Source organism: Falsiroseomonas sp. (assembly GCF_051860665.1).
GTDB lineage: Bacteria > Pseudomonadota > Alphaproteobacteria > Acetobacterales > Acetobacteraceae > Falsiroseomonas.
Genome location: NZ_JBHYDM010000025.1, coordinates 14,286 through 40,464, shown reverse-complemented (window position 1 = coordinate 40,464; position 26,179 = coordinate 14,286). Strand labels below are relative to the sequence as shown.

The window sequence follows — 26,179 nt, the reverse complement described above, 5'->3', positions numbered from 1 at the left end:
CGGGCGCTGATCTGGCGGCGCCGCGGCGCGCGGCACGGCGGTTGCTTGGTTGGTCTCCAAAACAGGGAGACTGACATGACGCGTCGCCTCACCGCCGACCCGCTCGACCCCAAGGCCAGCCTTTCAGGCTGCGGCTGCGGGCGGCATGCCTCGCCGCTGGCCTGCTCCGCCGAGGTGCCCGATGGCGAGGAAGCGATGGCCGAGGTGGCCGAGGCCGCAGTGCTGCGCGCCGTCTTCCCGGAAGCCGCGACGCGCCGCGCCCTCGCCCAGCGCTTCGGGGCGGCGACGCTTCTGGCGGCGCTGGCCAGCGTCTTCCCGATCGAAGCGGCGAAGGAGGCGATGGCCCAAGGGGGAACATCTGGCGCCGGCGCGCCGGAGAAGCGGGACCTGAAGGTGGGCTTCATCCCCATCACCTGCGCCACGCCGATCATCATGGCGCATCCCATGGGCTTCTATCAGCGCCACGGGCTGAACGTGGAGGTGATCCGCACCGCCGGCTGGGCGGTGATCCGCGACCGCGCCATCGCGCGGGAATTCGACGCGGCGCATATGCTCTCCCCAATGCCGGTGGCCATGTCGCTCGGGGTGGGTGTGGCCCAGCCGATTCCCTTCGCGGTCGCGGCCATCGAGAACGTCAACGGCCAGGCCATCACGCTGGCGACGAAGCACCGGGAGAAGCGCAATCCGCGCGACTGGAAGGGTTTTCGTTTTGCCGTGCCCTTCGACTTCTCCATGCACAATTATCTGCTGCGCCACTACCTGGCGGAGAACGGCATCGACCCGGATCGGGACGTGCAGATCCGGTCCGTGCCGCCGCCCGAGATGGTCGCCAATCTGCGCGCGGACAATATCGACGGCTTCCTCGGCCCCGACCCCTTCAACCAGCGCGCGGTGTTCGATGGCGTGGGCTTCATCCATCTGCTGACCAAGGATCTGTGGGAGGGCCACCCCTGCTGCGCCTTCGCCGTGCCGCGCAGCGTGATCTCGGAAACGCCCAACACTTTCGCCGCGCTGATGCGGGCCATCGTGGAGGCCACGGCCTATTCCCAGAAGGCGGAGAACCGGCGGGAGGTCGCGGCGGCGATCGCGGGCCAGAACTACCTGAACCAGCCGGAGACGGTGGTGAACCAGGTGCTGACCGGCACCTATGCGGACGGTCTCGGCCAGGTGCGGCGCGTGCCGGACCGCATCGGCTTCGACCCCTTCCCCTGGCATTCCATGGCCATCTGGATCCTGACCCAGATGCGCCGCTGGGGGCAGCTGCGCCAGGATGTGGACTATGCGCAGGTGGCGAGCCAGGTCTTCCTCGCGCTGGATGCCGGCAAGGCGATGCGCGAACTCGGCCTGCCCGTGCCGGGAAGCCCGCTGCGGACGGAGACCATCATGGGCAAGGTCTTCGACCCAGCCAATCCTGCGGCCTGGACGGAACGCGCGATCCGCGCCTGATCCATGACTCGCAGAATTCCGTTCTGGCAGTCGGCGACGCTGTCGCTGCTGATCCTGGCGCTGTTCCTGGGCGGCTGGGAGCTGGCGATCCGTGCCGCGACCGGCACCAGCGGCCCGCCGATGGACCCCGAATATGCGGCGCTGCTGGGCCAGGCGGCGGCGCAGGGCGGGCAGACGGCAATGCCGAAACCCTCCGACATCTTTTTCCGGATTGTCGAGCTGGCGCGGGACCCGTTCTACGTCCGCGGCACCAACGACCAGGGCATCGGCGTGCAGATTTCCTATTCGCTGCTGCGCGTCGCGCTCGGTTTCGGCATTGCGGCGCTGGTGGCGATCCCGCTCGGCTTCGCCATCGGCATGTCGCCGCTGCTGAACGCCGCGCTGAACCCATTTATCCAGGTGCTGCGGCCGGTCTCGCCTTTGGCCTGGATGCCGCTGGCGCTGTATTCGATCAAGGACAGCGCGATCAGCTCCGTCTTCGTCATCTTCATCTGCTCGATCTGGCCGATGCTGCTGAACACGGCCTTCGGCGTCGCCAGCGTCCGCTGCGAATGGCTGAATGTCGGGCGCACGCTGGAAGCCGGCCCCTGGCGCACGGCGTGGAAGATCATCCTGCCGGCGGCGGCGCCGACCATCGTCACCGGCATGCGCATTTCCATCGGCATCGCCTGGCTGGTGATCGTGGCGGCGGAGATGCTCGTGGGCGGCACGGGCATCGGCTACTGGGTCTGGAACCAGTGGAACAACCTGTCCATCGCGGACATCGTCATCGCCATCCTGCTGATCGGGCTGGTGGGGCTGCTGCTGGACCGGCTGCTGGGCATGCTGCAGCGCGCCGTGGGATGGGCCGAATGATCCGGCCGGATGTGTCCGTCGAAGGCATCGCCCGCCGCTTCGGCGGCACCACGGTCTTCGAGGATGTGTGGTTCACCATCGCGCCGGGCGAATTCGTCTGCCTGGTCGGCCATTCCGGCTGCGGCAAGACGACCATCCTGAATATCCTGGCCGGGCTCGATGCGCCCGATGCCGGCGCGCTGATCGTGGATGGGAGGGAGGTCTCAGGCCCCGCGCTGGACCGCGCCGTGATCTTCCAGTCCCACGCCCTGCTGCCCTGGCTGACGGCGGCCGGCAATGTCGCTTTTGCGCTGTCCTGCCGCCACCGCGACTGGTCCCGTGCACGCTGCGATGCCGAGGCGCGCAAGGCCTTGGCGCGCGTCGGCCTGGAGGCTGCGGCGGATCGCAAGCCGGCGCAGCTTTCGGGTGGCATGAAGCAGCGCGTCGGCATCGCCCGCGCGCTGGCGATATCCCCCAAGATCCTGCTGATGGATGAGCCGTTCAGCGCGCTCGATGCGCTGACCCGCGGTGCCTTGCAGGAGGAGGTGGCGCGCCTCGTCACGGAAGCCGGCCAGACGGGCTTCATGATCACGCATGACGTGGACGAGGCGATCCTGCTCGCCGACCGCATCCTGCTGATGTCGAACGGCCCCGGCGCCCGCATCGCGGAGGTGGTGGCGAACCCCCTGCCCCGCCCGCGCACCCGCGCCAACCTGCATCACATGCCGGGCTACCACGCGCTGCGCGACCATGTGCTCGATTTCCTCATCACCCGCTCCCGCGAATTCCGCGCGAGCGCGCCGCCCGCCGGATGGTCCGCGCGGGCCGTGCCTGTCTGGGCCTCAAAGAACTGGGAGAATACCTTATGAACGACGAAAAGACCGCGCTCGGCCGCAAGATCCTGAAGCTGAAGAAGGCGAAGGGCCTGAAATGGGCCGACCTCGCCAATCGCATCGGCATGTCCCCCACCTGGACCTGCGCGCTCTGCATGGGGCAGATGAGCGCCGAGCCGCATCATGCCGAGGGCCTGGCCGATATCCTGGGGCTGGATGAGGAGGAGACGGCGACGCTCTGCGAAATCCCCTTCCGCGGCGCGGTGCAGATGCCGCCGACCGACCCGCTGATCTACCGCTTCTACGAGCTGGTGATGGTCTATGGCCCCAGCTGGAAGGAGATGATCCATGAGGAATTCGGCGATGGCATCATGTCCGCCATCGACTTCGACATGACCATGGAACGCCAGCCGGACCAGAAGGGCGACCGGGTGCGGATCGGGATGACGGGGAAGTTTCTGGCCTACAAGCGCTACTGACTTCCAATCGCCGGCCGGCCTGCCCATCTTCCTGGCATGGCAAGCGGATGGGCGCCGGACGGCGCGGTGCAGGATCAGATCGACGATACGGTGCGGGACGGCATCCTGCGCGCTCGCGCCCGGATGACGGCAGGCCCCGGCGAGATCCATTGCGTCGAATGCGGCGAGGAAATCCCGGCGGCGCGCCGGGCGGCCCTGCCCGGCGTGCGCACCTGCGTCGCCTGCCAATCCGCCCGGGACAAGCGCCCCGCCGCCTTCGGCATCAACCGCCGCGGCAGCAAGGACAGCCAGCTCAAATAGCGAATGCCTCGCGCTGCGCGGCCGTCATATGCAGGCCGAGGCGGGAGCGGCGCCAGAGGATGTCCTCGGCCGTGCGGGCCCATTCCTCGCGCCGCAACCAATCGACCTCGCGCTGGGTCAGGCCGGCGCCGTGGTCCTGGCCGAGATCGGCCATCGACGCGGCATCCCCCAGGAGCGCCGGCACCTCGCTGCCATAGGCGCGGACCAGCCGGGCGCGCAGCGGCGCCGGCAGCCAGGGGTAGCGGGTGGCGATCTCCGCCTCATAGCCCGGCAGGTCGCGGCCGCCGAAATCGCCGCCGGGCAGCGCCGCCGTGCCGGTCCAGGCCGGCGCCTCCCGCCCCAGAGCCTTGCCGATCTTCTCCACCGCCTCCTCCGCCAGGCGGCGATAGGTGGTGATCTTGCCGCCATAGATGCTGAGCAGCGGCGCGCCGGCCTCGTCCAGCTTCAGCACATAGTCCCGCGTGATGGCGGAGGGATCGTCCGAGCCATCGTCATACAGCGGCCGCACCCCGGAATAGGACCAGACGATCTCGGCCGGTGTGACCTGCCGCTTGAACTGGCGGCTGACCGCGGCGCAGAGGTATTCGGCCTCCGCCGGCGTGCAATGCGCCGTGGCGGCATCGCCCTCATGCGGCACATCCGTGGTGCCGACCAGGGAGAACCTGCCCTGGTAGGGGATGACGAAGACCACCCGGCGGTCGTCGTTCTGCAGGATATAGGCCTGGTCGCCCTCATAGAGCGCGGGCAGGACGATATGGCTGCCGCGGATCAGGCGGACGCTGCCGGCCCGCTTCGCATGGGTGCCGTCCTGCGCCGCCATCACCCAGGGGCCGGCGGCATTCACCAGGGCGCGGGCGCGCAGCGTCTCCTCCTCGCCGGCCTCGGCCCGCAGGCGCACCGTCCAGCCCTCGGCATCCCGCGTTGCGTCGACGAAGCTGGTGCGGGTGCGGATGCTGGCGCCGCGGCGGGCGGCATCCTTGGCGTTCAGCACCACCAGGCGCGAATCCTCCACCCAGCAATCCGAATAGGCGAAGCCATTGGCAATGCTGGGCGAAAGCGGCGCGCCGAAGGGGTGCTTCCGGAAATCCAGCCCCTCCGCCCCCGGCAGGCTGACCCGCCGCGCCAGGTGGTCATAGAGGAACAGGCCGGCCCGGATCAGCCAGCGCGGCCGCATCTCCGCCCGATGCGGCAGCACGAAGCGCATCGGCCAGACGATATGGGGGGCGATGCGCAGCAGCACCTCGCGCTCGGCCAGCGCCTCCCGCACCAGGCGGAATTCGTAGTGCTCCAGGTAGCGCAGCCCGCCATGCACCAGCTTGGAGGAGTTGGAGGAGGTACCCCCGGCGAGGTCCCCGCGCTCCACCAGGCAGGTTGAGAGCCCCCGCCCCACCGCATCCCGCGCGATGCCGGCGCCGTTGATTCCCCCGCCGATCACCAGCAGGTCGTAGGACTTGGTCATGGTGCTGTCATGTGGGGCGGCCGGCCGGCTGGCAAGCCCCTTCCGCCCGATCACGGGGCCGTCTCCAGGCCCCGCGCGGCCGCCTGCAGCTGGCGCTGCACGAACTGGGAGGCGGCGCTGGGGGCACGGTCCAGCGCGGTGGCCAGCAGCAATTCCCGCGTCAGGCGGGGGGAGACGATCTCCCGCGCCTTCAGGCTGCGGCGCAGCAGCTCCTCCCGCACCGTGGCATAGGGCAGCACGGCGCAGCCGACGCCGCGGATGGCCAGGGCCTTGATGATGGCCACGGAATCCACCTCGAAGCGCGGCGTGATGCGCAGATCCTGCTGCGCGCAGGCGGCGTCGAGAAGGCTGCGCAGCCCGTGCCCGGCGCCGGGCAGGATCAGCGGCACCTGGGCCAGCTGCGCCAGCCGGCAGGTCCGCGCCTGGCCCGGCATCAGCGCGGGCGGGCCGACCAGGCAGAGCGTATCCGTGGCCAGGCTGCGCAGCTGCACCGCCCGCCCGACCCGCCCGGCCGCGCCCAGCACGGCCACATCGACGCGGCCGGAGACCAGCCATTCCTCCAGCGCCTCGGTATTCGAGCTTTCCATGACCTGCACGGTCAGCTTGGGATGCTCCGCCTGGCAGGCGACCAGCAGCGGGGGGACCAGCAGCAGGCCGATGGAGGGCGGGCAGCCCAGCCGCACCACGCCCTCGATCGCCTGGCCGCGCTGGCCCACCGCCTCCTCCGCCTCGGACAGCAGGCGGAAGATGTCGCGCGCGCGGGCCATCAGCTCCAGCCCCGCCGGGGTGGGCTGGGCACCGCGGCCATCCCGCACCAGCAGCCGGGTGCCGAGGCTTTCCTCCAGCAGCCGCACCTGTCGGCTCAGCGCCGGCTGGGCCACGCGAAGCTGCTGGGCGGCGCGGCTGAAACTGCCCAGCTCCGCCACCTGCACGAAGTACCGCAGCTGGTGCAGCTGCATTTTTCATCCTCCCGCCGCGGCCGCGATAACTGATAGGCGGCATTGGTATTGGGCCGATCCGTGCCGCCATGGAAGGCTGCCCGCAACAAGACGCACAAGGCGTCGGGAGGAAAGGCGGCGATGCAGCAGGACAGGATCTCGGCGGCGCGACCCCACCCGGGGCGCCGGATGATCGCAGGCGCGGCGCTGGTCGCCGCGGCGGCCCTGGCCCTGCCCGCCGCGCCGGCGCTGGCGCAATATCCGGACCGGCCGGTGACCGTCATCGTCCCCTTCCCCGCCGGCGGCGGCACGGATGCCGTGGCCCGCGTGATGGCGGAGCGCATGGCCCAGCGCCTGGGCCAGCCCGTGGTGATCGAGAATCGCGGCGGCGCCAATGGCATCGTCGGCACCCAGGCGGCGGCCCGCGCCCGGGCGGATGGGCATGTGCTGCTGTTCAGCACCAGCTCCTCCATCTCCGCCAATCCGTCGCTGCGCCGCAGCCTGCCCTATGATCCCGTGAGGGATTTCGTGCCGATCGCCCGCCTCGGGCGCTTCCCTTTCATGCTGGTGGTGAATCCCAGCCTGCCGGCGCGGACGGTGCAGGACTTCGTGGCGCTCGGCCGGTCCCGCACGGTGCCGCTGACCTATGGCAGCTGGACCACCACCGGCATCGTGGCCGGCGAGAGCCTGCGCCGCCTGGCGCCGGTCGAGATCACCAACGTGCCCTATCGCGGCACCGGCGATGCGGTCTCCGACCTTCTGGGCGGGCGGATCGACGCGCTGTTCATCGACCTCACCTCCGGCCTGCCGCATGTGCGGTCCGGCGCCATGCGGGCGCTGGGCGGCACCGCGGCGACGCGGACGGAGGCGCTGCCGGAGCTGCCGACCATCGCGGAATCCGGCGTCGCCGGCTACGATGTCAGCTCCTGGGCCGGCTATTTCGCGCCCGCCGGCACGCCGGATGCGGTCGTGCAGTCCCTGGCCGCCACCATCATGGAAATCCTGCAGGACAGCGCCATGCGCAGCCGCCTGCTGCAGCTCGGCTTCGATGTCACGCCGCTCTCGGGCCCCGCCTTCGAGGCCTATGTCGCCGCCGAGCTCGACACCTGGCGCGCCCTGATCCGCCTCGCCGGCATCGAGCCGGAATAAGCCATGATGAACGGGAGTTTCCACGCAGTGCCAGGGCTCGACGGCAAGGTCATCCTCATCACCGGTGCGGGCCAGGGCATCGGCCGGAGCATCGCGGAACACCTGGCCCAGGCCGGCGCCCGCGTCGTGCTGGGCGACCTGGCGCCGCCGGCGCTCGGCACGCTGCCGCCGGATCGCGCCCTGGCGGTGGCGATGGATGTGACCCATGAGGCGATGGTGAAGGCCGCGGTCGCCGCCACGCTGGAGCGCTTCGGCCGGCTGGATGGGCTGGTGAACAATGCCGGCCTCTACAGCGGCATCCTGCATCGCGGCTTCGAGCAGATCGGCGCCGAGGAATGGATGCGGGTGATGGCGGTGAATACGCTGGGCGTGCATCTCTGCTGCTGCGCCGCGGCGCCGGCGCTGCGCGAGAGCCGCGGTGCCATCGTCAACATCTCCTCCGCCGTCGCCTTCAAGGGCAGCGCGGGGCTCGCCCATTACGCGGCCAGCAAGGGTGCGGTGGTGACCTATACCCGCACCATCGCGAAGGAGCTGGGCGTGGACGGGGTGCGGGTGAATTCCGTCGCGCCGGGCTTCACGCTCAGCGACGGCATCCTGGGGTCCGGCCGCAACGACCTCGAGGCGCGCAAGGCCGCGGCCCAGGCCTCCCGCTGCCTGCCGCGGGACCAGGCGCCGGAGGATGTGGTGGGCGCCGTCGCCTTCCTGCTCTCCGACGCCGCCGCCGCCATGACGGGGCAGACGCTGGTGGTGGATGGCGGCGTGGTGCTGCATTGAGCCGGGAGAGCAAGGGCATGCGGGTCTGCGTCTTCGGGGCGGGGGCGGTCGGCGGCCATATCGCGACCCGCCTCGCCCTGGGTGGGGCGGAGGTTTCCATCGTCGCGCGTGGCGCCAATCTGGCGGCGATCCGCGAAAAGGGCCTGACGGTGCGCGCGCCGGATGGCGAGCATCATGCCCGCGTCGCGGCGGCGGAGGACCCCGCGGCGCTCGGCCCGCAGGATGCGGTGCTGGTGACGGTGAAGGCGCCCTCCCTGCCCGGCGTCGCCGCCGCCATCGCGCCGCTGCTGGGCCCCGAAACCTTCGTAGCCTTCGTGATGAATGGCGTGCCCTGGTGGTATTTCGATCGCCATGGCGGCCCGCTGGACGGCACGCGGCTGCCGGAGCTGGACCCTGGCGAGCAGGTGCGGCGCGCCATCGGCGTGGAACGCAGCGTCGGCGGGGTGGTGCATTCCGCCACCACCGTGCTGGCGCCCGGCCTGGTGCAGGCGGTGAATCCGGTGAACCGCGTCATCCTGGGCGAACTCGATGGGCGTGACAGCCCGCGCCTGGCCGCGCTGGCCGGGATCCTGTGCCGCGGCGGCATGCAGGGGGAGGTCACGCGCGACATCAGGGGCGAGATGTGGGCCAAGCTGGCCGGCGGCCTGTCCAATGCGCCGATCTGCGTGCTGACGCGCAAGGATATCGCCCAGAGCTTCGCCGATCCGGTCATCCGGGCGGAGGCGCTGCGCCTGTTGCAGGAAGCCCTGGCCATCGCGCAGGCGCTGGGCGTGACGGTGGCGATGGAGCCGGAGACGCGCATCGCCCAGCTGGCCGCCTTCCGGCACAAGCCCTCGATCCTGCAGGACCTTGAGCTCGGCCGGCCGATGGAGATCGAGGCGATGCTGCAGGCCCCGCTGCGCCTGGCGCGGCTGGCCGGCGTCGCCACGCCGGCGCTGGATCTTTCGGTGGCGCTGGCCACCGCGGCGGCCGAGGCGGCCGGGCTGCATCGCCCGGCCTGAGAAGCCTCAGCGCGCCGAGGCGAGGATCCGCCTGGCGCGGCGCAGGATCGGCTCATCCACCATGCGCCCATCCACCTCGAAGGAGCCGCGGCCCTCGGCCTCCGCGGCTTCGGCCGCCGCGATCTGCCGGCGGGCGAGGTCCAGCTCCTTCTCGCTGGGCGAAAAGCCCTCGTTGAGAATCGGGATCACCGCCGGGTGGATGCAGCTGCCGCCCGAGAAGCCGGCGCGGCGGGATTTCGCCACCACGTCGCGCAGCTTCTCCAGGTCGCGGAAATCGGCGATCGAGCCGAGCGTGCCCATGGCCGCCACGCCGGCCTGCGCCGCGGCCACCGCCATGCGGCGCTTGATCGAGACCATCACCTCGTCGTCCGAGGTGCAGCCGATCTCGGCCGCCAGGTCCTCGGCGCCCACCAGCAGACCGGCGACGCGGGGCGAGGCCGCGCCGATCTCCGCCATGTGGTCGATGGCGGAGGCGCTTTCGATCAGCGGCAGCAGCCGGCAGCGCGGCGTGGTGCCCTCCAGATCGTCCACGACCTCCGCGATGAGGCGGATATGCCCCGCATCCATCGCCTTGGTGACCAGGATGCCGTCGACGCCGCAGGCGATCGCCGCCTCGATGTCGCGCACCGCCAGGCGCAGCGGGCGGTTGATGCGCACAAGCACGGCGGCGGGGCCGGTGCGGCAGGTGGCGACGGCCTCCGCCAGCCCCTCCCGCGCCGCCGCCTTCTGCGCCACGGGCACGCTGTCCTCGAGGTCCAGGATGATGGCGTCCGCGCCCGAGGCCGGGGCCTTGGCGACGAAGCGCGGCACATTGGCGGGCACGTAGAGCATGGACCGCCAGGTGGCGGCGCGCGGGGTGAAGGTCATGGTCGATCCATTCGTCTCAGTTCGCGGTCACGCCGGCGGCGCGGATCAGCTCGCTCCAGCGCGCCATCTCGCTGCGGATCAGCTGGCCGAAGGCCTCGGGCGTCATCGGCAGCGGCTCCGCCCCGTCCTGCCGCAGCCTTGCGGCCACTTCGGGCGAATTCAGGCTGGCATTGATCTCGGTATTCAGCCGCGCGATCACGGCGGCCGGCGTGCCGGCCGGCGCGGCGATGCCGTACCAGGGCACCGCATCGAAGCCGGGCGAGACGGTCTCCGCCGCCGTCGGCAGCTCCGGCAGGCTCGGCACGCGCTGCGCGCTGGACACGCCCAGCGCCTTCAACAATCCCTGGCGGGCGAGCGGCATCACGGTGGGCGCGCCGCCCCAGGTGAGGTCGACATGCCCCGCCACCAGGTCGTTCAGCGCCGGACCCAGGCCGCGATAGGGCACGTGTTCCATGTCCAGCCCCGTCGCATGCAGGAAGGCGAGCATCACCGTATGGCCGGCGCTGCCATTGCCGGCGGTGCAGTAGCGCAGCCGCCCGGGATTGGCCTTGGCGAAGGCGACCAGGCTCGGCAGGTCCTGGTAGGGCCGACGGGGGTTCACCACGAGCACGTTCGGTGTGGTCGCGATCATCGCCACCGGCGCGAAATCCCGCACAGGGCTGTAGGTGAGGTTCGGATACATGGCGACATTCACCGCCAGCGTGCCGACATGGCCGAGCAGCAGCGTGTAGCCATCCGGCGCGGAGCGCGCCACGGCCTCCGACCCGATGGTGCCGCCGGCGCCGCCGCGATTCTCCACCACCACGGGCTGGCCGAGGCGGGGCGTCAGCTGATCCGCCATGGCGCGGCCCAGCGTGTCATTCGCCGCGCCCGGCGGAAAGGGCACGACCAGGCGGATCGGCCGGCTGGGCCAGGGGGATTGGGCCAGCGCCGGGGTGGCGAGGCTGGCCGCCACGGCGGCCAGAAGATGGCGGCGCTTCATGCCGCGCCTCCCATCAGCCGCGCGCGGTCAGCGGCGCCATAGCCAAGTTCGGAGAGAATCTCGGCGGTCTGCGCCCCCTGCCGCGGCGCCGGTCGCGAAGCCGGCAGGCCAGATTCGGAAAAGCGGTTTGCGTGTCGCAATCCCAGCATGTGTTCCTCCCCTTCTTCTTGTGTGAGCGTGCCGGAGCCGCGCAGCTGCGGATCCTCCAGCAGCGTCTCCAGCGTGTGGTAGGGCATGGCCGGCACGTCGTGGCGGCGCAGCAGCTCCACCCACTCCGCCGTGGTCCGGTGCTGCAGCACCTCCGCCCGCAGCGCGAAGTAGTCGGCGACATTGGCGAGCCGCGCCGAGACGTTCCGGAAGCGCGGATCCTCCATCAGCTCCGGCCGGCCGATGGCCGTGAAGAAGCCGCGCGCCTGCGGGTCCGTATTGGCGGAGACGCAGATATAGCCGTCCTGCGTCCGCATCGGCCGGGCATCCGGCGTCATGATGCGCGGATCGCCGAAACTGCCCTCAGGGTCGTAGGTGCGCTGGCCGAGATGTTCGGACAGCACGAAGGTCGCCGCATTCTCGAACATCGGCACCTCGATCGCCTGGCCCGCGCCGCTGGTGGCGCGGGCGACGAGCGCGGCGCAGATCGCCTGGGCGGCGATGATGCCGACGATATGGTCCGTGAGGACAAAGGGGGCAAAACGCGGCTCGCCCAACACCTGTGCCAGGCAGGCGGCGACGCCGGACAGGCCCTGGATGATGGTGTCGTAGGCGGGCGCGCCATCATAGGGGCCGCCGGTGGCGAAGCCCGCGATGGTGCAATGCACCAGCAGGGGATTCAGCGCCGCCAGCCGCGGCCAGGTCAGGCCGAGCGAGTCCAGCGCGCGCGGGCGCATATTGCTGACAAAGACATCGCTGGTCCGCGCCAGGCGCTGGATCACCTCCTGCCCCTCCGCCGATTTCAGATCCAGCACGATGGACCGCTTGTTGCGGTTGAAGTGCATGAACTTGGGCGACATGCCGGGCGCACCAGGCGGCGCCTTGCCGCCCAGCTTGCGCATCAGGTCGCCTTCCGGCGGCTCCACCTTGATGACATCGGCGCCCTGCTCGGCCAGCAGCAGCGTGCTGGTCGGCCCGACGATGACGCCGGTGCAGTCCAGCACGCGGATGCCGGCGAGCGGCCCGCGCTTCGGGGCGGGGGCCTCGCTCACACCATCTCGCCCGGCTCGGCGGCGGCTTCCGCCTGGGCCACGACCTTGGCCGCCTCGTTCAGCGCCCAGAGCTGCAGCGTGCCGTCCTCGGCCCGCTTGCAGCGCAGCTCGCCCACGCGGTTGACGAAGAAGGGGTTCACGTTGCGCACGGAGAAGCGGCCGAGCTGGCCGCCCGGCAGGTTGCGGCGCGCCATCTCATGCAGGAACAGCGCATGCAGCCCGCCATTCACGACGAGGCCGGGATAGCCCTCCTCCTGCGTCGTATAGGGCTGGTCGTAATGGATGCGGTGGCCGTTATAGGTCAGCGCCGAATAGCGGAAGAGGTGCGTCGTCTCCGGCGCATAGACCTGGCTGTCATCGGGCGGCGGCAGTTCCACCTGCGCCTCGGCCTTGGGCGGCGCGCCCGCGCCGGGCTTGGCTTCCTCGCGATAGACGATGTCCTGCACCTCGGTCAGCACCGGCCTGCCGTCCATCTCCACCACATGGTCGACCCGGACAAAAATCATCTGGCCGGTGCGGCCGGTCTTCGGGGTGATGGCGCCGATGGTGGAGATGCGGCGGATCTCCGCGCCGATGGTGATGGGCGCCAGGTAGCGCAGGCGCCGACCGGCGAACATGCGGCGCGGCAGCGGCACCGGCGGCAGGAAATCGCCCTTGCGGGCGTGGCCATCCGGGCCGAGCTGGGACTGGCGGGCGATGGGCGCGAAGAAGACGGAATGCCAGCCTTCGGGCAGCGCATCGCCGCGCCGGTAGCGCAGGGGGTCCTGGTCCAGCAGGGCGGCCAGGCGGCGGACGATGGGCAGCGCCACCTCATCCTCCAGCACTTCCTGGCGGCCAATCCAGCCGGCCATCTCGCCGGGCTGCGCGTGCGTATCGGGCATCTTGCTTCCTCCGTGCCCCGACTCTCGCCCCAGGCGCGCCCCGCGTCCAATGCAATATGGTGACCGGGTGATGCGCGCGGTGCATCATGCGCGGCATGTATCTGGACCTGCCGGGCCTCGAGGCCTTCATCGCGGTGGCGGAGCTCGGCTCCTTCCGCCGCGCCGCCAGCCGCCTCGGCCTCAGCCAGCCGGCACTCACCCGCCGGGTGCAGCGGCTGGAGGGCGCGACGGGGGCCGAGCTGCTCGACCGCCGCGCCCAGCCCATCCGCCTGACCGCCGCCGGCACCGCTTTGCTGCCGGAGGCGCAGGAGGCCATCGCCAGGTTGCGGGAGGCGATGCGCCGCGCGGTGGATCCGGATCGCGGCCAGCGCATCGAGATCGGCTGCCTGCCGACGCTGGCCCAGCGCCATCTCGGCCCGCTGCTGGCCGCGCATGGCAAGTCCTGGCCGATGTCCGAGGTGGTGGTGCATGAAAGCTCCGCCACCGAGATCCGCACGATGCTGGATGGGAACCGCATCGACTTCGCCCTCGCCGCGATCGGCGCCGAGCGCTGGACGGTGGAGCGCCAGCCGCTGTTCGACGAGCCCTTCTTCCTGGTGCTGCCGCGCGACCACCGGCTGGCGGGCGGCAAATCCGTGGCCTGGGCGGAGCTGCGCGACGAGCGGATGGTGGCGACCCATGCCATCAGCGAGAATCGCCGCCTGGTCGATGCGGCGCTGGACCAGGCGCGCATCCATACCAGCTGGCGGATCGAGGTGCGGCACCTGGCCACGGCGGTCGCCATGGTGGCGGCCGGGGCCGGTGTGGTCGCCCTGCCCGCCTCCGCCCTGCCGGACCCGCTGCCGGTGGGGGTGGTCACGCTGCGCCTCGCGCGCCCGGCGCTGACCCGCCGCATCGGCCTGCTGACCCCGCGCGAGCGCCAGCTTTCCCCCGCCGCGCGCAGCCTCATGGCGGCGATCGTGGCTGCGCTGCGCCAGCCCGGCCCGGCGGCCGCGGCGCCCCGGGCCAGGGGTTTACGCAGGCCGGCCGCGCCCCGATAAGGCGCGGCAGAATTGCCGGAAAGACCCTTCCATGCCCCTCGATGTCACCGCCAAGGGCGTCTATGTCATTGCGCCCACGCCTTTCCACCCGGATGGCCGCATTGACGAGGCCAGCCTCGACCGGATGACGGATTTCTACCTGGGCGCCGGTTGCGACGGCATGACCATCCTCGGCGTGATGGGCGAGGCGCCGAAACTGGATGGCGCGGAATCGCTGGAGCTCAGCCGCCGCATCATCCGCCGCGCCGGCAAGGCGGGCATCATCGTCGGCGTCACCGCCCCGGGTTTTGCGGCGATGCGCGCCCTGGCGCATGGCGTGATGGAAGCGGGGGCCGCGGGCGTGATGATCGCGCCGCCCAGCCACCTGCGGAACGACGATGCGGTGGTCAGCTACTACCACCAGGCGGTGGAGGCGATCGGCGCCGATATCCCCTTCGTGCTGCAGGATTATCCGCAGCTGTTCCAGGTGCAGATGACGCCGGCGGTGATCCGCCGCATCGTCATGGATCTGCCCTCCTGCGTCATGCTGAAGCATGAGGATTGGCCTGGCCTCGAGAAGATCTCCGCTCTGCGCCGCTTCCAGGCGGAGGGCAGCATGCGGCCGCTCAGCATCCTCTGCGGCAATGGCGGCATCTTCCTGGACTTCGAGATGGCGCGCGGCGCGGATGGCGCCATGACCGGCTATGCCTTCCCGGACATGCTGGTCGATCTGGTGCGCCTGTCCCAGGCCGGGGAGCGGGAGCGCGCGCATGACCTGTTCGACGCGCATCTGCCGCTGATCCGCTACGAGCTGCAGCCGGGCCCGGGCCTGGCCGTGCGGAAATACGTGCTGATGCGGCGGGGGATCATTGCGTCGGATGCGCAGCGCCGGCCCGGCACCGCGCTGACCGCCACGGCACGGGGCGAGGTGGAGTATCTGCTGCAGCGGCTGGCGCGGCACGATGCGCGGGCGAAGCTGGACTGACGGAACCGGCAGGCCGGGTCTTCCCCGGCCTGCCGAAGCCTTTCCCGAAGCGCGCCGGCCTCAGATCGCCCAGAGGAAATCCGCCGCGGTGATCTGGGCCATGTCCATGCTGGCCATGGTGATCTGGTCGCCGCCGCCGAAGTCGATCACCAGATCCGACCCCAGCTGGGTCATGTCGTCCAGCACCGTGCCGGCCTGGGCGAAGGTCAGGCCGGTGCCGCGCAGGTCGATGCGGTCGATGCCATCTTCGAAGTCGCCGATGCGGTCGGCGCCATAGCCCTTGTCGAAGACGAAGAAGTCGGTGCCCTCGCCGCCCACCAGCAGGTCGTTGCCGGCCCCACCGTCCAGCACGTCGTTGCCGGCATTGCCGCGCAGCGTATTGTCCCATTTGTTGCCGGTGATGGTATTGTCGCGCTCGTTGCCATAGCCCTTCTTCGCACCATCCTGCAGGATCAGATCCTCCAGCTGGGCACCGAGCGTATAGTCATAGGCGGTGGAGAAGACGCGGTCCTTGCCCTCGCCGACCTTCTCCAGGATGACGTCGGTGAACTGGTCCACCCAATAGGTGTCGTTGCCGACGCCGCCCGCCATGCTGTCGAGCCCGAGCCCGCCCACCATCAGGTCATCGCCGCCGCCGCCGATCAGCGTGTCGTTGCCCGCCTCGCCAAAGAGCGTGTCGTTGTGCGCATTGCCGTCGACCAGGTCATGGCCGTCGCCGGCGAAGACCCAGTCGGCGCCGGAGCCGGCATCGATGACATTGGCGAAGCCGTTGCCGATGAGGGTGTTGTTCGCGGCATTGCCATTGCCGGTGGCGGCGCCGGCGGCTTCGCTCAGCACCAGCTTCTCGATATTGGCGCCCAGCGTGTGGGAGACGCTGGCATGCACCACGTCGTAGCCGCCGCCGGCGCCCGCCACGTCGCCGGTGACATCGCCCAGATCGTCGACATGGAAGGTGTCATTGCCGAGCCCGCCATACATGCTGTCGGACCCGTTGCCGCCATTCATCGTGTCATCGCCGGCGCCGCCGAGCAGATAGTCGCCCTCCGTATCGCCGAAGAGCTGGTCGGCCTCGTCGCCGCCATGGAGCGAGTCATTGCCGGCGCCGCCGCGCAGCGTATCGAGGCCCGCCCCGCCCTGCTGCAGGTCATTGCCGAAACCACCGACGAGGGAGTCATTCCCCTCATCGCCGCGCAGCGTGTCGTTGCCGAATCCGCCAGCCAGCGTGTCGTTGCCGGCGCCGCCGGCCAGCGAATCCTCGCCGGAGGCGCCGTTCAGCACGTCATGCCCGCCCTCGCCGCGCAGCGTATCGGCGCCGAGATCGCCGACGATGCGGTTGTCCAGCGCATTGCCGAAGCCGGTGCGGCCGGACGTCCCGCCGACCAGGGTCAGCGCCTCCACCTGCTCATGCAGCCAGGTATTGGTGAGGAAGCTGCGCACGGTGTCGTAGCCGGCCCCGGCCTGTTCCACGATCTTCGTCGTCGCGGAATAGACATTGTAGGTGTCGTCACCCTGCCCGCCGATCATGGTATCGGCGCCGCCGCCGCCATCGAGCGTGTCCTTGCCGGTGCCGCCATCGAGCAGGTCGTTGCCGGCGCCGCCGAGCAGGCGATCGTCATCGGCCCCGCCATAGAGCTTGTCGTTGCCGCCATTGCCTTCCAGCGTGTCCATGCCGCCCAGCCCGAGGAGCGTGTCGTTGCCGACAGTGCTGGTCACGCGATTCGCCAGGCTGTTGCCCGTCAGCTTCAGGTGCATGAAGTCGACCACCGACTTGCCGGCGAGGTTTTCGATCTGGTCGGGAAGGACGAAGTCCGTCCAGGCCACTTCCACCGTGTCGATCCCGCCACCGGCATATTCGATCAGCTTCGCGCCATCCGACTTGCCGACGACGACATAGGTGTCGTTGTCCGCGCCGCCATAGATGACGTCATGGGCGCCGACCAGGAAGCTGTCATTGCCTGCGCCGCCTTCCAGCGTGTCCACATGGATGGTGAAGAGGCCGGCTTCGTTGCCGCCATAAAGCTCGTCATCGCCGGCACCGCCGATCAGGCGGTCGTTCAGCACGCTGCCGGTCAGCGTGTCATTGCCGCCCAGGCCCTCCAGGCGAAAATAGTAGTCCTCGGCATAGGAGAATGCCCCGGCATTGTAGGAGTCATTCCCGTCGCCAAGCTTGATTGTCTTCCAGGTCGCCATCTTGCACCTTCCTGTGCAGGTGTTGCGGTGGCGGGAAGATGCCGGGGCAAGGTTGCGGCTGCGCCTCGCCGCCGTTCGGCTTCGTATCGCCGGATGGCGCGCTTTGCTGCACCGCAAAAAGACGGTTTCGCCTGTGTTTCGCGCGCGTCGTCCGGTGGGGCTGGACCTGTCTGCACAGAGGTGAAGCTTGCATACGCATGCAGGATGCAGGCAATCTCGCCCCGTTCTAAGAGGATGGCGACATGGCAGTCTGGCTCAAGCGCTCGATCGGCGCCGAGGACAAGGAGGCCGCGCAGGGCGAGGTGCGCGCCACCGTGGAGCGCCTGCTGGCCGATATCGCGGCGCGCGGCGATGCGGCGGTGCGCGAGATGTCGGCCCGCTTCGACGGTCTGCAGCGCGCCGATTCCCGCCTGACCGATGCCGAGATCCGCGCCTGCCTGGCGGAGCTGCCGGCGCGCGCGCTGGAGGATATCCGCTTCGCCCAGGAACAGGTCCGCAACTTCGCGCAGCACCAGCGGGCGGCGCTGCAGGATATCGAGGTGGAGACCCTGCCGGGCGTGGTGCTCGGCCACAAGAACATCCCCGTCAATTCCGTGGGCTGCTACGTGCCGGGCGGCAAGTACCCGCTGCTGGCCTCCGCGCATATGTCCGTCGTGACGGCGAAGGTGGCCGGCGTCGCGCGCATCGTCACCTGCGCGCCGCCCTATCAGGGCCGCCCCGCACCGGCCATCGTCGCGGCGCAGCACCTGGCGGGGGCGGATGAGATCCATTGCCTGGGTGGCGTGCAGGCGGTGGGCGCGATGGCGCTGGGCACGGAGACCATCGGCGCGGTGGATATGCTGGTGGGGCCCGGCAATGCCTATGTCGCGGAGGCCAAGCGCCAGCTTTTCGGCCGCGTCGGCATCGACCTTTTCGCCGGCCCGACCGAGACGCTGATCATCGCCGACGAGACGGTGGATGCCGAGATCTGCGCCACCGACCTTTTGGGCCAGGCCGAACACGGCCCGACCAGCCCGGCCATCCTGCTGACGAATTCGGAAAAGCTCGCCCGTGCCACCATGGCGGAGGTGGAGCGCCTGCTGACCATCCTGCCCACCGCCGCCGTGGCCGCGAAAGCCTGGGCCGACTATGGCGAGGTGATCCTCTGCGCCGACCATGCCGAGATGCTGCGCGAGGCCGACCGCATCGCTTCCGAGCATGTGCAGGTGATGACCTCGGATGACGACTTCTTCCTGAAGAACATGACGAACTACGGTGCGCTGTTCCTGGGGCCGCGCACCAATGTCAGCTACGGCGACAAGGTCATCGGCACCAACCACACGCTGCCGACGCTGGGCGCGGCGCGCTACACGGGCGGGCTCTGGGTCGGCAAGTTCCTGAAGACCGTGACCTACCAACGGGTCCTGACGGATGAGGCCAGCGCGATGATCGGCGCCTATTGCTCCCGCCTCTGCATGCTCGAAGGCTTTGTCGGCCATGCCGAGCAGGCGAATATCCGCCTGCGCCGCTATGGCGGACGCAATATCCCCTATGGCCAGGCGGCCGAGTAGCATGGCCCTGCCCCGCACGCCCTCCTTCCGCCTGGACGGCCGCCGCGCGCTGGTGACCGGTGCCGGCCGCGGCATTGGTCTCGCCGCCGCCGCGGCGCTGGCGGAGGCCGGCGCGCATGTGGTGTTGGCCGCGCGGTCGCGCGAGGAAATCGAGGCGGCGGCTGAGGAAATCCGTGCCGAGGGCGGCAGCGCGGAGGCGCTGGTTCTGGACGTCGCGGATATCGAGCGCGCGGCGGCGCAGATCGCGGCGCTGCCGCCCTTCCACGCCCTGGTGAACAATGCCGGCACCAACCGCCCCGCCGCCTTCCAGGATGTGACGCCGGCGGATTTCGACGCCGTCATGGCGCTGAACCTGCGCGCCGCCTTCTTCGTGGCACAGGCCGTGGCGCGCGGCATGATCGCGGCGCGGATCCCGGGCGCCATCCTGCATGTCTCCTCCCAGATGGGTCATGTCGGTGGCGCGCGGCGCAGCGTCTATTGCGCCTCCAAATGGGCGATCGAGGGCGTGGCGCGCGCCATGGCGATCGACCTGGCGCCGCATGGCATCCGCGTGAACACACTGTGCCCCACCTTCATCGAGACGCCGATGACGCGGCCCTTCCTGCAGGATGAGGGATTCCGCGCGCAGGTGATGCAGAAGATCAAGCTCGGCCGGCTAGGCCAGGTGGAGGATCTGATGGGCGCCATCCTGTTCCTGTGCTCGGACGCGGCCTCGCTGATGACGGGGTCTTCCCTGCTGGTGGATGGCGGCTGGACGGCGGGATGAGCCGGAAGCGGCAGGCCACGGCGACCGACGTCGCGCGCCTCGCCGGCGTCTCGCAATCCGCCGTCAGCCGCGCCTTCACGCCCGGCGCCTCCATCGCCGAGGAGACGCGGGAGCGGGTGGCGGAGGCCGCGCGGCAGCTCGGCTATCGCCCCAACGCCATCGCGCGGTCGCTGACCACGCGGCGCAGCCGCATCATCGGCGTCGCTGCGAGCTATCTGCAGAACCACTTCTATCCGGATGTGCTGGAGGCGCTGGCGCGTGGCCTGCAGGCGCGCGGCTACCAGATGCTGCTCTTCATGCCGGATGCCGGCCGCCAAGCCGATCCGCAATTGCAGGAGGTGCTGGCCTGGCGCGTGGATGCGCTGATCCTCGCCTCCACCACGCTTTCCTCCGCACTCGCGGACCAGTGCCAGGCAGCGGGGATTCCCGTGCTGCTCTTCAACCGCACCAGCCGCGCACCCAGCGTCTCCTCCGTCACCGGGGAGAATGAGCGCGGCGGGCGGCTGATCGCGGAGTTTCTCGTGGCCGGCGGCCATCGCCGCCTGGCCTTCCTGGCCGGCCTGGAGAATTCCTCCACCAGCCACGAACGCGAGACGGGTTTTGCCGGCTGGCTGGCCGAGAAGGGCCATCCGCCGCCGCTGCGCGAGGTGGGCCTGTACCAGTTCGAGGCCGCTTCCGCCGCCGCGCGCCGGCTGCTGGCGCGGCCCGACCCGCCGGATGCGATCTTCTGCGGCAATGACCACATGGCCACCGCGGTGGCGGAGGTGGCGCGGCATGAATTCGGGCTGCGGATCCCGCGCGACCTGTCGCTGGTGGGATTCGACGATACCGGCCCGGCACGCTGGCCCAGCTTTTCGCTCACCTCCTTCTCGCAACCGGTCCAGCCGATGGTGGATGCCACCGTGGCATTGGTCTGCGAGATGATCGAGGACCCCGCCGCGCCGACGCGGCATGAGGTGGTGCGCGGGGAACTTGTGGTGCGCGGCTCCGCGCGCGTGCCGCCTGAAGGCTGCGTCAGCCTGGGCGAGCAGCTGGTCTGGCGGCCCGTCGCGCAGGGTTGAGGCTTGCCAGGCGCTGAGACGGGGCGCGAGACTTGCATGCGTATGCAGAAGGACCGATCCCAGCCGGGTCACAACGGCGCGGCAGCCAGCGAGCGCCAGGGAGGAGGAGGTGATCTTCATCCATCGCGGCGCGCAGCAGATCACGACGCGGGAGGGCGAGATCATCGCGTGACCTGCGGCTGGTGGCCCAGCGCATCGAGACCTTCGCCCGCATCGTCGGGCCGGAGCGCATCATCGCCGGCGCCGATTGCGGCTTCGGCACCTTCGCGGGCTATGGCGCCGTGCATGGCGACATCGCCTGGGCGAAGCTCGCCGCGCTGGCCGAAGGCGCGCGGATCGCCTCCGCGCGACTCTAACGCGCGACGCTGCTGATCCCGTCGATCAGCAGCATGCGCTCGCCGCTTGAGGCAGGTTCGATCCGCGCCTCCACGCCATAGACCTGGCGCAGCATGGCGGGCGTCAGCACGGCTTCCGCCGCGCCATCGGCATGGGCCTGGCCCTGGTGCATCACCAGCAGATGGTCCGCCCAGCGCGCCGCCAGCGCCAGGTCGTGCAGCACCACCACCACGCTCCGCCCCTCCCGCGCCAGGTCGCGCAGCAGGGCCATCACCTCGAACTGCCGGCGCAGATCCAGCGCGCTGGTCGGCTCGTCCAGCAGCAGCAGGGGCGGATCGCGGATGATGGCCTGGGCCAGCGCCACCATCTGCCGCTGCCCGCCGGAGAGCGATTGCAGCGGCGCCATGCCCAGCTCGACCAGGCCGAGCCGGTCGAGGATCTGCCCGGCGCGCTGCAGCAGCGCGGAATCGTCATGCAGCGCCGCGCCATCCGGCAATGCGCGCCAGGCGCCGAGCAGCGCCTCGATCACCGTCAGCCCGGTATCCTGCGGCAGCGCCTGCGGCATGAAGGCCAGCAGGCGCGTGCGCGCGCGCGGCGCCAGGCCGATCAGCTCCTGCCCGCCGAAGCGGATGGAGCCGCGCGCGGGCACCAGCCCGGCGATGGCGCGCAGCAGCGTGGATTTGCCCGCGGCATTCGGCCCCACCAGCGCGGTCAGCCCGCCGGCCGGAAGCGGGCCGCAGGTGAAGTCGCGCAGCACGGGGCGGGCGCGATAGCCGGCGGTGACGCCGGAAAGCAGCAGCTCGCTCATCCGCGCCTCTTGCCGCCGAGGATGAGCAGGATGAAGACCGGCAGCCCGACGAAGGCGGTGACGATGCCGAGCGGCAGCACCGCGCCCCGCACCAGCATCTCGCTCGCCATGGCGGCGAGCGACATGATCGCGGCGCCGCACAGCAGGCTGCCCGGCAGCAGGAAGCGATGATCCTCCCCCAGCAGCAGCCGCGCCACATGCGGCGCGACCAGGCCGATGAAGCCGATGGTGCCGACCATGGCGACGGCGGCCGCCGCCAGCAGGCTGATGCGCAGCAGCGCCCAGAAGCGCAGCCCGCCGACATCCACGCCAAGCCCGCGCGCGCGCTCCTCGCCCAGCCGCAGCACCGTCATCCGCCAGGCGGCGCGCCAGGAGAAGGGGATCACCACCGCCAGCACCACGGCGACCATGGCGATGCCGTCCCATTGCGTGCGGCCCAGGCTGCCCAGCGTCCAGAAGACCAGCTGCTGCAGCGCATCCTGGCTGGCCATGAACTGGATCAGCGCGACCACGGCATTGAAGGTGAAGACCAGCGCGATGCCCAGCAGCACCAGCGATTCCACGCCGGCACCGCGCCAGCGGATGACCAGCTGCAACAGACCCACCGCGCCGAAGGCAAAGAGGAAGGCATTGGCCGAGACCGCCCAGCGCGGCGAGAGGCCGGGGATGGCCAGGCCGAGCACGATGGCCAGCGCCGCGCCGCAGGCGGCGGCGGAGGACACGCCGAGGGTGAAGGGGCTGGCCAGCGGGTTGTTCAGGATGGTCTGCATCTCCGCCCCCGCCGCGGCCAGCGCCATGCCGACCAGCACCGCCATGACGGCAGGCGGCAGCCGCGCCTGCCACACCAGGGTGCGCGCCAGCGGCGTGGCGGAGTCCGGATCGAACAGCGCGCGCAGCGCCTCGGCGAGAGAGAGGGAGGAAGGCCCGACCGCGACATCGGCCAGGAAGGCCGCCACGGCCAGCACGCCGAGCAGCGCCAGCAGCAGCCGCCGGCGGCGCAGGCTGGTTTGATAGGCGCCGAGGACCGTGGCGGCGCCGTGTGAAAGCGGCAGGCTCACGCCAGGTCGACCCAATAGGTGCCCTGCATCTTGATGGACAGGAAGCGATCGTTCAGCTCGGCGAGCGAGGCCTCGGGGTCGATGCCCTGCATCCGGTCCGGGTGCAGCCACTGGGCGAATTTCTCGATGGCCAGGTAATGCGCGGGCGTGTCGTTGAAGCCGTGCCACAGCGCATGCGCCCGGCCCTGCCGCACGGCGCTGAGGCCGGACAGGTTCTGGGCGGCAATGACGCGCGCCAGGCTCTCGCGCGCCTCGGCCGGCGTGGTCCCGCTGCCCATGGTGATGCCGCCGCGCGCCCCGCCGAAGGGACCGCCGGTGGCGACATAGCTGTGCGGATCGGTGGCGAGGACGAATTCCAGGCCGAGCTGGCCCATCGGCCCGGGCAGGATGCCGGCCGCGATGCTGCGCCCGCCGGCCGCATCGATCATGCCGGTGAAGATGCCGGCGCCGGAGGAGAAGCAGCAGGCGGTGCCGCCGGCATGCGCATGCAGCAGCACGCTGTGCCTCGGCGCCGCACCGCGCATCCGCGCCGCCACCGCCTCCAGCTTGCCGCGGTAATGCGCGTTGAAGGCGGCCGCCTGTTCCGCACGGCCGATCAGCGCGCCAAGCACGGCGAGGCTGGGTTCGGATTCAGCCAGTGGATCGGCGAAGAAGTCGATGACGGCGGAGGGAATGCCCGCCGCATCCAGCCGCCCGGCCAGGCCGCCGGCCGCCGCCGTGGTGTAGCGGCTGAGCAGCACGAGATCCGGCTGCAGCGCGACGATGCTCTCGAAGGAGACGGTATCGGAAGGGCCGCGGCCGATGATCGGGATCCGGTCCACCGCCGGGTTCAGCGCGCGCAGCTGCGCATATTCCTGCGCGCTGGCCTGGCGCAGGTCGGAGGCCCAGCCGGCGACCAGGCTCAGCGGATCCGGATGCAGCAGGCTGAGCACCGGCAGGTGGCGGCCCTGGGTCAGCACGATGCGCCGCGCCGGGCGCGGCAGGCGCACTTCCCGCCCGGCCAGGTCGCGGACCGCCACCGGTCCCTGGTTCTGCGCAATCGCCGGGGCGGCCAGCGGGGCCGCGAGCGAGGCCAGGAGCAGTCTGCGGCGGTTCAGCATGTCGCGGGATTCCGTATCAGCGTGTCGGCAGGGCGAAGCGGAGCGACGCGCCGAGCGCGGCATGCACCACCGAGCCATGGTTCTCACCGTCGAAGATCTGGAAGCGTTCGGCGGGCAGCGCCTCGGCGAAGCGGCGGGCGCGGGTGATGAGGCCATGGGCACGGCGCTTTGCGGCATGGGCATCCTCGCCCGGCGTCTCGGCCGGCTCCTCCTCCCCTCCCACGCCGATCATCACCGCGGGCAGCGGGCCGCGGGGCGGCCTGTGCGCCAGGCGTTCGAGCAGCTGGCCCTGGCCGAACCAGAGGGAGGGGCTGATGGCAACGATGCGGGAAAAGGATTCGGGCCGAGTCAACAGCAGATGCAGCGCGAAGAGCCCGCCGAGGGAATGGCCGAACAGCGCCTGTCGCGCGCGGTCCACCGGTGCCAGGCTTTCGACGAGCGGCTTCACCTGGCGCTCCAGGACCTCGAGGAAGGCATCGGCGCCGCCGGTCGCGGTCCAGGCGCCGCCATCCGGGCGGTCGCCGAGCCGGGCGGGATCGACTTCGGGCGTATAGTCCAGCGTGCGGCGCGCGCGGTCGAAGGGACCATCCACCGGATAGCCGATACCGACGATGATGCCAGGCGCCACGCCGGTGGCCGCCCCGCGCGGCGCCTGGATGCGCAGCGCCTCCACAACGCTGGCGAAGATCGCATTGCCGTCCAGGTGATACAGCACGGGGAAGCCCGCGGGCGGCGGCGGGCCGGCCGGCACGGCCAGCATGATGCGCTGGCCGCCCGGCAGGTCGAAGCACTGGCTGCGCGGCAGCACCACGGCGGAGGGGGTGGGAGGCATCATCCGACCAGGGAGGGTTCCGTCAGCCCGCGGCCGATCACGCGCGAATGAGAGTTATTCTCATGCAAACCTCTCTTAGCCGAGGTCGGGCCGAGCCGTCCACCCGCCTGCCGGTCAGCGCCCCATTGCGCCCGCGCCGGCCGAGATGATATTGCGAGTCATTCTCATAAAGCCCTCGCGGCTCCGAAGGTAGTGCCCCATGCGCATCAGATCCACGGCTCCGGCGGCCATGTCGCGCCGATCCCTTCTCGCCCTGCTGGGCGCGGGCGCCGGCCTCGCCGCGCTGCGCCCCGCGCCGCTGCGCGCGGCGCCCGTCGTCGCCACCTCGGTGAAGGTCCACGAGGGCCTCTATGAGATCGCGGTCAACCAGGCCAGCGGCCTGGTGCATGTCGCCGCCGTGGGACCGCGCGGCGCCAATGCCGCGAGGATCATCGGGCTCGACCCGCGCACGCTGGAGACGCGTGCCACCGTCGAGCTGGGCGAGGATGCGGCCTTCGGCCTCGCCTCCAACGACCGCCGCGGCCTGCTGCTGGCCACCGGCACGCGCTCCGGCGCCTTCAAGATCATCGATGCCCGCAGCGGCAGCGTCCGGGCCAAGCTGACCCAGGGCGAATCCTCGCATCTGCGCCATATCGCGGTGGATGAGGCGCGCGACCGCGCCTTCGCCACCTCCTTCGGCGCACGCGACCGGCCCAGCACCATCTGGGTGGCCGACACCGCCGGTGACCGCATCGTCAACGTCATCACCGAGGGACTCGAGGGCGGCATCATCGGCGTCACCTTCGACGCCGCGAATGACCGGCTGTTTGCCACGGCGCTGACGACGAACGAGGTGGTCGAGGTCAGCCTGGCGCGCAATGCCGGCATCCGCCGCTTCCCCTCCGGCGGCGAGGGTTCGATCAACATCGCCTTCGACCCCGCCAGCGGCCGGCTGTTCTGCGCCAATCAGCGCAGCGGCACGCTGACGGTGCTGAACGCCGCCTCGGGCGAGGTGGTGAAGTCCATCGAGACCGGCGCCGGCGCGCTCGGCGTCACGCTCTCCGCCGATGGCGGCATCTGCTACGTCGCCAATCGCGGCGCCGGCACGGTCAGCATCGTCGATACGCGGACGCTCGCCGTGGTGGCGAACCTTGCCACCGGCACGCATCCGAACACGGTCGCGGTGGATCGGCGCACGGGCCTCGCCTATGTCTCGAACAAGGCGCGTGCCCAGCCGCGCGGGCCGCGCCCTGCGGCCGGCGAGGCCCCCGCGCCGCGGCCGGCGCCGGTCGAGGATCCGAATGGCGATACGGTGAGCCTCATCCGGCTGTGAACCCATCGGCTGCGGCGTGG

At 70.7% G+C, this 26,179-nt stretch carries 26 protein-coding genes; 15 read left to right on the top strand and 11 right to left on the bottom strand.

Annotated elements, in window-relative coordinates:
* Positions 1-75: 75 nt before the first annotated feature.
* From ACTIF1_RS20310 to ACTIF1_RS20290, 5 genes are read left to right on the top strand one after another with little or no spacing between them, the layout of a single operon-like run.
* Positions 76-1,446 (top strand): CmpA/NrtA family ABC transporter substrate-binding protein, encoded by a 1,371-nt coding sequence (locus tag ACTIF1_RS20310; protein WP_439598283.1) that lies wholly within the window; start codon positions 76-78, stop codon positions 1,444-1,446.
* Between the two features lie 3 nt (positions 1,447-1,449).
* On the top strand, positions 1,450-2,301 hold the full coding sequence (gene ntrB / locus ACTIF1_RS20305; protein WP_439598282.1) for a nitrate ABC transporter permease: 852 nt from the start codon (positions 1,450-1,452) through the stop codon (positions 2,299-2,301).
* A complete protein-coding gene (locus ACTIF1_RS20300) occupies positions 2,298-3,149 on the top strand; it encodes an ABC transporter ATP-binding protein (protein WP_439598281.1) in 852 nt (283 codons plus the stop codon). Before ntrB ends, ACTIF1_RS20300 begins: the two co-directional genes overlap by 4 nt.
* Positions 3,146-3,592: a cyanase gene (gene cynS, locus ACTIF1_RS20295; protein WP_439598280.1), complete on the top strand. Its 447-nt coding sequence runs from the start codon at positions 3,146-3,148 to the stop codon at positions 3,590-3,592. Before ACTIF1_RS20300 ends, cynS begins: the two co-directional genes overlap by 4 nt.
* A gap of 36 nt (positions 3,593-3,628) precedes the next feature.
* Positions 3,629-3,892 (top strand): DksA/TraR family C4-type zinc finger protein, encoded by a 264-nt coding sequence (locus ACTIF1_RS20290; RefSeq protein ID WP_439598279.1) that lies wholly within the window; start codon positions 3,629-3,631, stop codon positions 3,890-3,892.
* Here ACTIF1_RS20290 and glpD read toward each other — a convergent pair.
* Positions 3,885-5,351, bottom strand: a complete 1,467-nt coding sequence (gene glpD / locus ACTIF1_RS20285) for a glycerol-3-phosphate dehydrogenase (protein ID WP_439598278.1) — start codon at positions 5,349-5,351, stop codon at positions 3,885-3,887. The genes ACTIF1_RS20290 and glpD overlap by 8 nt on opposite strands.
* Before the next feature lie 50 nt (positions 5,352-5,401).
* Complete coding sequence (locus ACTIF1_RS20280; protein WP_439598277.1) at positions 5,402-6,310, bottom strand: LysR family transcriptional regulator; 909 nt, start codon at positions 6,308-6,310, stop codon at positions 5,402-5,404.
* Positions 6,311-6,430: 120 nt separating this feature from the next.
* On the opposite strand from ACTIF1_RS20280, the gene ACTIF1_RS20275 reads away from it, so the two are divergent.
* Genes ACTIF1_RS20275 through ACTIF1_RS20265 form a run of 3 tightly spaced genes read left to right on the top strand, consistent with a single transcriptional unit; the run spans position 6,431 to position 9,213 of the window.
* Positions 6,431-7,438 (top strand): Bug family tripartite tricarboxylate transporter substrate binding protein, encoded by a 1,008-nt coding sequence (locus tag ACTIF1_RS20275; protein WP_439598276.1) that lies wholly within the window; start codon positions 6,431-6,433, stop codon positions 7,436-7,438.
* Between the two features lie 27 nt (positions 7,439-7,465).
* The gene (locus tag ACTIF1_RS20270) at positions 7,466-8,212 is read left to right on the top strand and encodes an SDR family NAD(P)-dependent oxidoreductase (RefSeq protein ID WP_439598275.1); all 747 of its coding nucleotides are present in this window, start codon (positions 7,466-7,468) and stop codon (positions 8,210-8,212) included.
* Positions 8,213-8,229: 17 nt separating this feature from the next.
* A complete protein-coding gene (locus ACTIF1_RS20265) occupies positions 8,230-9,213 on the top strand; it encodes a ketopantoate reductase family protein (protein WP_439598274.1) in 984 nt (327 codons plus the stop codon).
* Positions 9,214-9,219: 6 nt separating this feature from the next.
* On the opposite strand, the gene ACTIF1_RS20260 is transcribed toward ACTIF1_RS20265, so the two are convergent.
* From ACTIF1_RS20260 to ACTIF1_RS20245, 4 genes are read right to left on the bottom strand one after another with little or no spacing between them, the layout of a single operon-like run.
* Entirely contained in the window at positions 9,220-10,080 is an 861-nt protein-coding gene (locus ACTIF1_RS20260; protein ID WP_439598273.1) for an HpcH/HpaI aldolase/citrate lyase family protein, read from the bottom strand.
* Between the two features lie 16 nt (positions 10,081-10,096).
* Entirely contained in the window at positions 10,097-11,062 is a 966-nt protein-coding gene (locus tag ACTIF1_RS20255; RefSeq protein ID WP_439598272.1) for a Bug family tripartite tricarboxylate transporter substrate binding protein, read from the bottom strand.
* Positions 11,059-12,261 carry a CaiB/BaiF CoA transferase family protein gene (locus ACTIF1_RS20250; RefSeq protein WP_439598271.1) on the bottom strand — a complete coding sequence of 401 codons (1,203 nt, stop codon included), beginning with the start codon at positions 12,259-12,261 and terminating at the stop codon, positions 11,059-11,061. Before ACTIF1_RS20250 ends, ACTIF1_RS20255 begins: the two co-directional genes overlap by 4 nt.
* Positions 12,258-13,142: an FAS1-like dehydratase domain-containing protein gene (locus ACTIF1_RS20245; protein WP_439598270.1), complete on the bottom strand. Its 885-nt coding sequence runs from the start codon at positions 13,140-13,142 to the stop codon at positions 12,258-12,260. The genes ACTIF1_RS20250 and ACTIF1_RS20245 overlap by 4 nt, the downstream gene beginning before the upstream one ends.
* Before the next feature lie 95 nt (positions 13,143-13,237).
* Between ACTIF1_RS20245 and ACTIF1_RS20240 the strand changes: the two genes are divergently transcribed.
* Positions 13,238-14,182 (top strand): LysR family transcriptional regulator, encoded by a 945-nt coding sequence (locus tag ACTIF1_RS20240; RefSeq protein WP_439598269.1) that lies wholly within the window; start codon positions 13,238-13,240, stop codon positions 14,180-14,182.
* Positions 14,183-14,213: 31 nt separating this feature from the next.
* The gene (locus tag ACTIF1_RS20235) at positions 14,214-15,146 is read left to right on the top strand and encodes a dihydrodipicolinate synthase family protein (RefSeq protein WP_439598268.1); all 933 of its coding nucleotides are present in this window, start codon (positions 14,214-14,216) and stop codon (positions 15,144-15,146) included.
* Between the two features lie 60 nt (positions 15,147-15,206).
* Here ACTIF1_RS20235 and ACTIF1_RS20230 read toward each other — a convergent pair whose 3' ends face one another.
* Positions 15,207-17,336, bottom strand: coding sequence for a calcium-binding protein (locus ACTIF1_RS20230; RefSeq protein WP_439598267.1), 2,130 nt, complete (start codon positions 17,334-17,336; stop codon positions 15,207-15,209).
* 242 nt (positions 17,337-17,578) lie between these two features.
* On the opposite strand from ACTIF1_RS20230, the gene hisD reads away from it, so the two are divergent.
* The 4 genes from hisD to ACTIF1_RS20210 all read left to right on the top strand — a co-directional run bounded on the left by hisD (position 17,579) and on the right by ACTIF1_RS20210 (position 21,069).
* A complete protein-coding gene (gene hisD, locus ACTIF1_RS20225) occupies positions 17,579-18,886 on the top strand; it encodes a histidinol dehydrogenase (RefSeq protein ID WP_439598266.1) in 1,308 nt (435 codons plus the stop codon).
* Position 18,887: 1 nt separating this feature from the next.
* Positions 18,888-19,652, top strand: a complete 765-nt coding sequence (locus ACTIF1_RS20220) for an SDR family NAD(P)-dependent oxidoreductase (RefSeq protein WP_439598265.1) — start codon at positions 18,888-18,890, stop codon at positions 19,650-19,652.
* Entirely contained in the window at positions 19,649-20,713 is a 1,065-nt protein-coding gene (locus tag ACTIF1_RS20215) for a LacI family DNA-binding transcriptional regulator (RefSeq protein WP_439598264.1), read from the top strand. Before ACTIF1_RS20220 ends, ACTIF1_RS20215 begins: the two co-directional genes overlap by 4 nt.
* Positions 20,714-20,895: 182 nt before the next feature.
* Entirely contained in the window at positions 20,896-21,069 is a 174-nt protein-coding gene (locus tag ACTIF1_RS20210) for a hypothetical protein (RefSeq protein WP_439598263.1), read from the top strand.
* Here the strand turns inward: ACTIF1_RS20210 and ACTIF1_RS20205 are convergent.
* The 4 genes from ACTIF1_RS20205 to ACTIF1_RS20190 are packed head-to-tail and all read right to left on the bottom strand — an operon-like array spanning position 21,066 to position 24,850.
* Entirely contained in the window at positions 21,066-21,857 is a 792-nt protein-coding gene (locus tag ACTIF1_RS20205; RefSeq protein WP_439598262.1) for an ABC transporter ATP-binding protein, read from the bottom strand. The two genes, ACTIF1_RS20210 and ACTIF1_RS20205, sit on opposite strands and share 4 nt — an antisense overlap.
* Positions 21,854-22,915: a FecCD family ABC transporter permease gene (locus ACTIF1_RS20200; RefSeq protein ID WP_439598261.1), complete on the bottom strand. Its 1,062-nt coding sequence runs from the start codon at positions 22,913-22,915 to the stop codon at positions 21,854-21,856. The genes ACTIF1_RS20205 and ACTIF1_RS20200 overlap by 4 nt, the downstream gene beginning before the upstream one ends.
* Entirely contained in the window at positions 22,912-24,015 is a 1,104-nt protein-coding gene (locus tag ACTIF1_RS20195) for an ABC transporter substrate-binding protein (RefSeq protein WP_439598260.1), read from the bottom strand. The genes ACTIF1_RS20200 and ACTIF1_RS20195 overlap by 4 nt, the downstream gene beginning before the upstream one ends.
* Before the next feature lie 16 nt (positions 24,016-24,031).
* Positions 24,032-24,850 carry an alpha/beta hydrolase gene (locus ACTIF1_RS20190; RefSeq protein ID WP_439598259.1) on the bottom strand — a complete coding sequence of 273 codons (819 nt, stop codon included), beginning with the start codon at positions 24,848-24,850 and terminating at the stop codon, positions 24,032-24,034.
* A 226-nt stretch (positions 24,851-25,076) separates the two neighbouring features.
* On the opposite strand from ACTIF1_RS20190, the gene ACTIF1_RS20185 reads away from it, so the two are divergent.
* Entirely contained in the window at positions 25,077-26,159 is a 1,083-nt protein-coding gene (locus ACTIF1_RS20185; RefSeq protein ID WP_439598258.1) for a YncE family protein, read from the top strand.
* Positions 26,160-26,179: the final 20 nt, after the last annotated feature.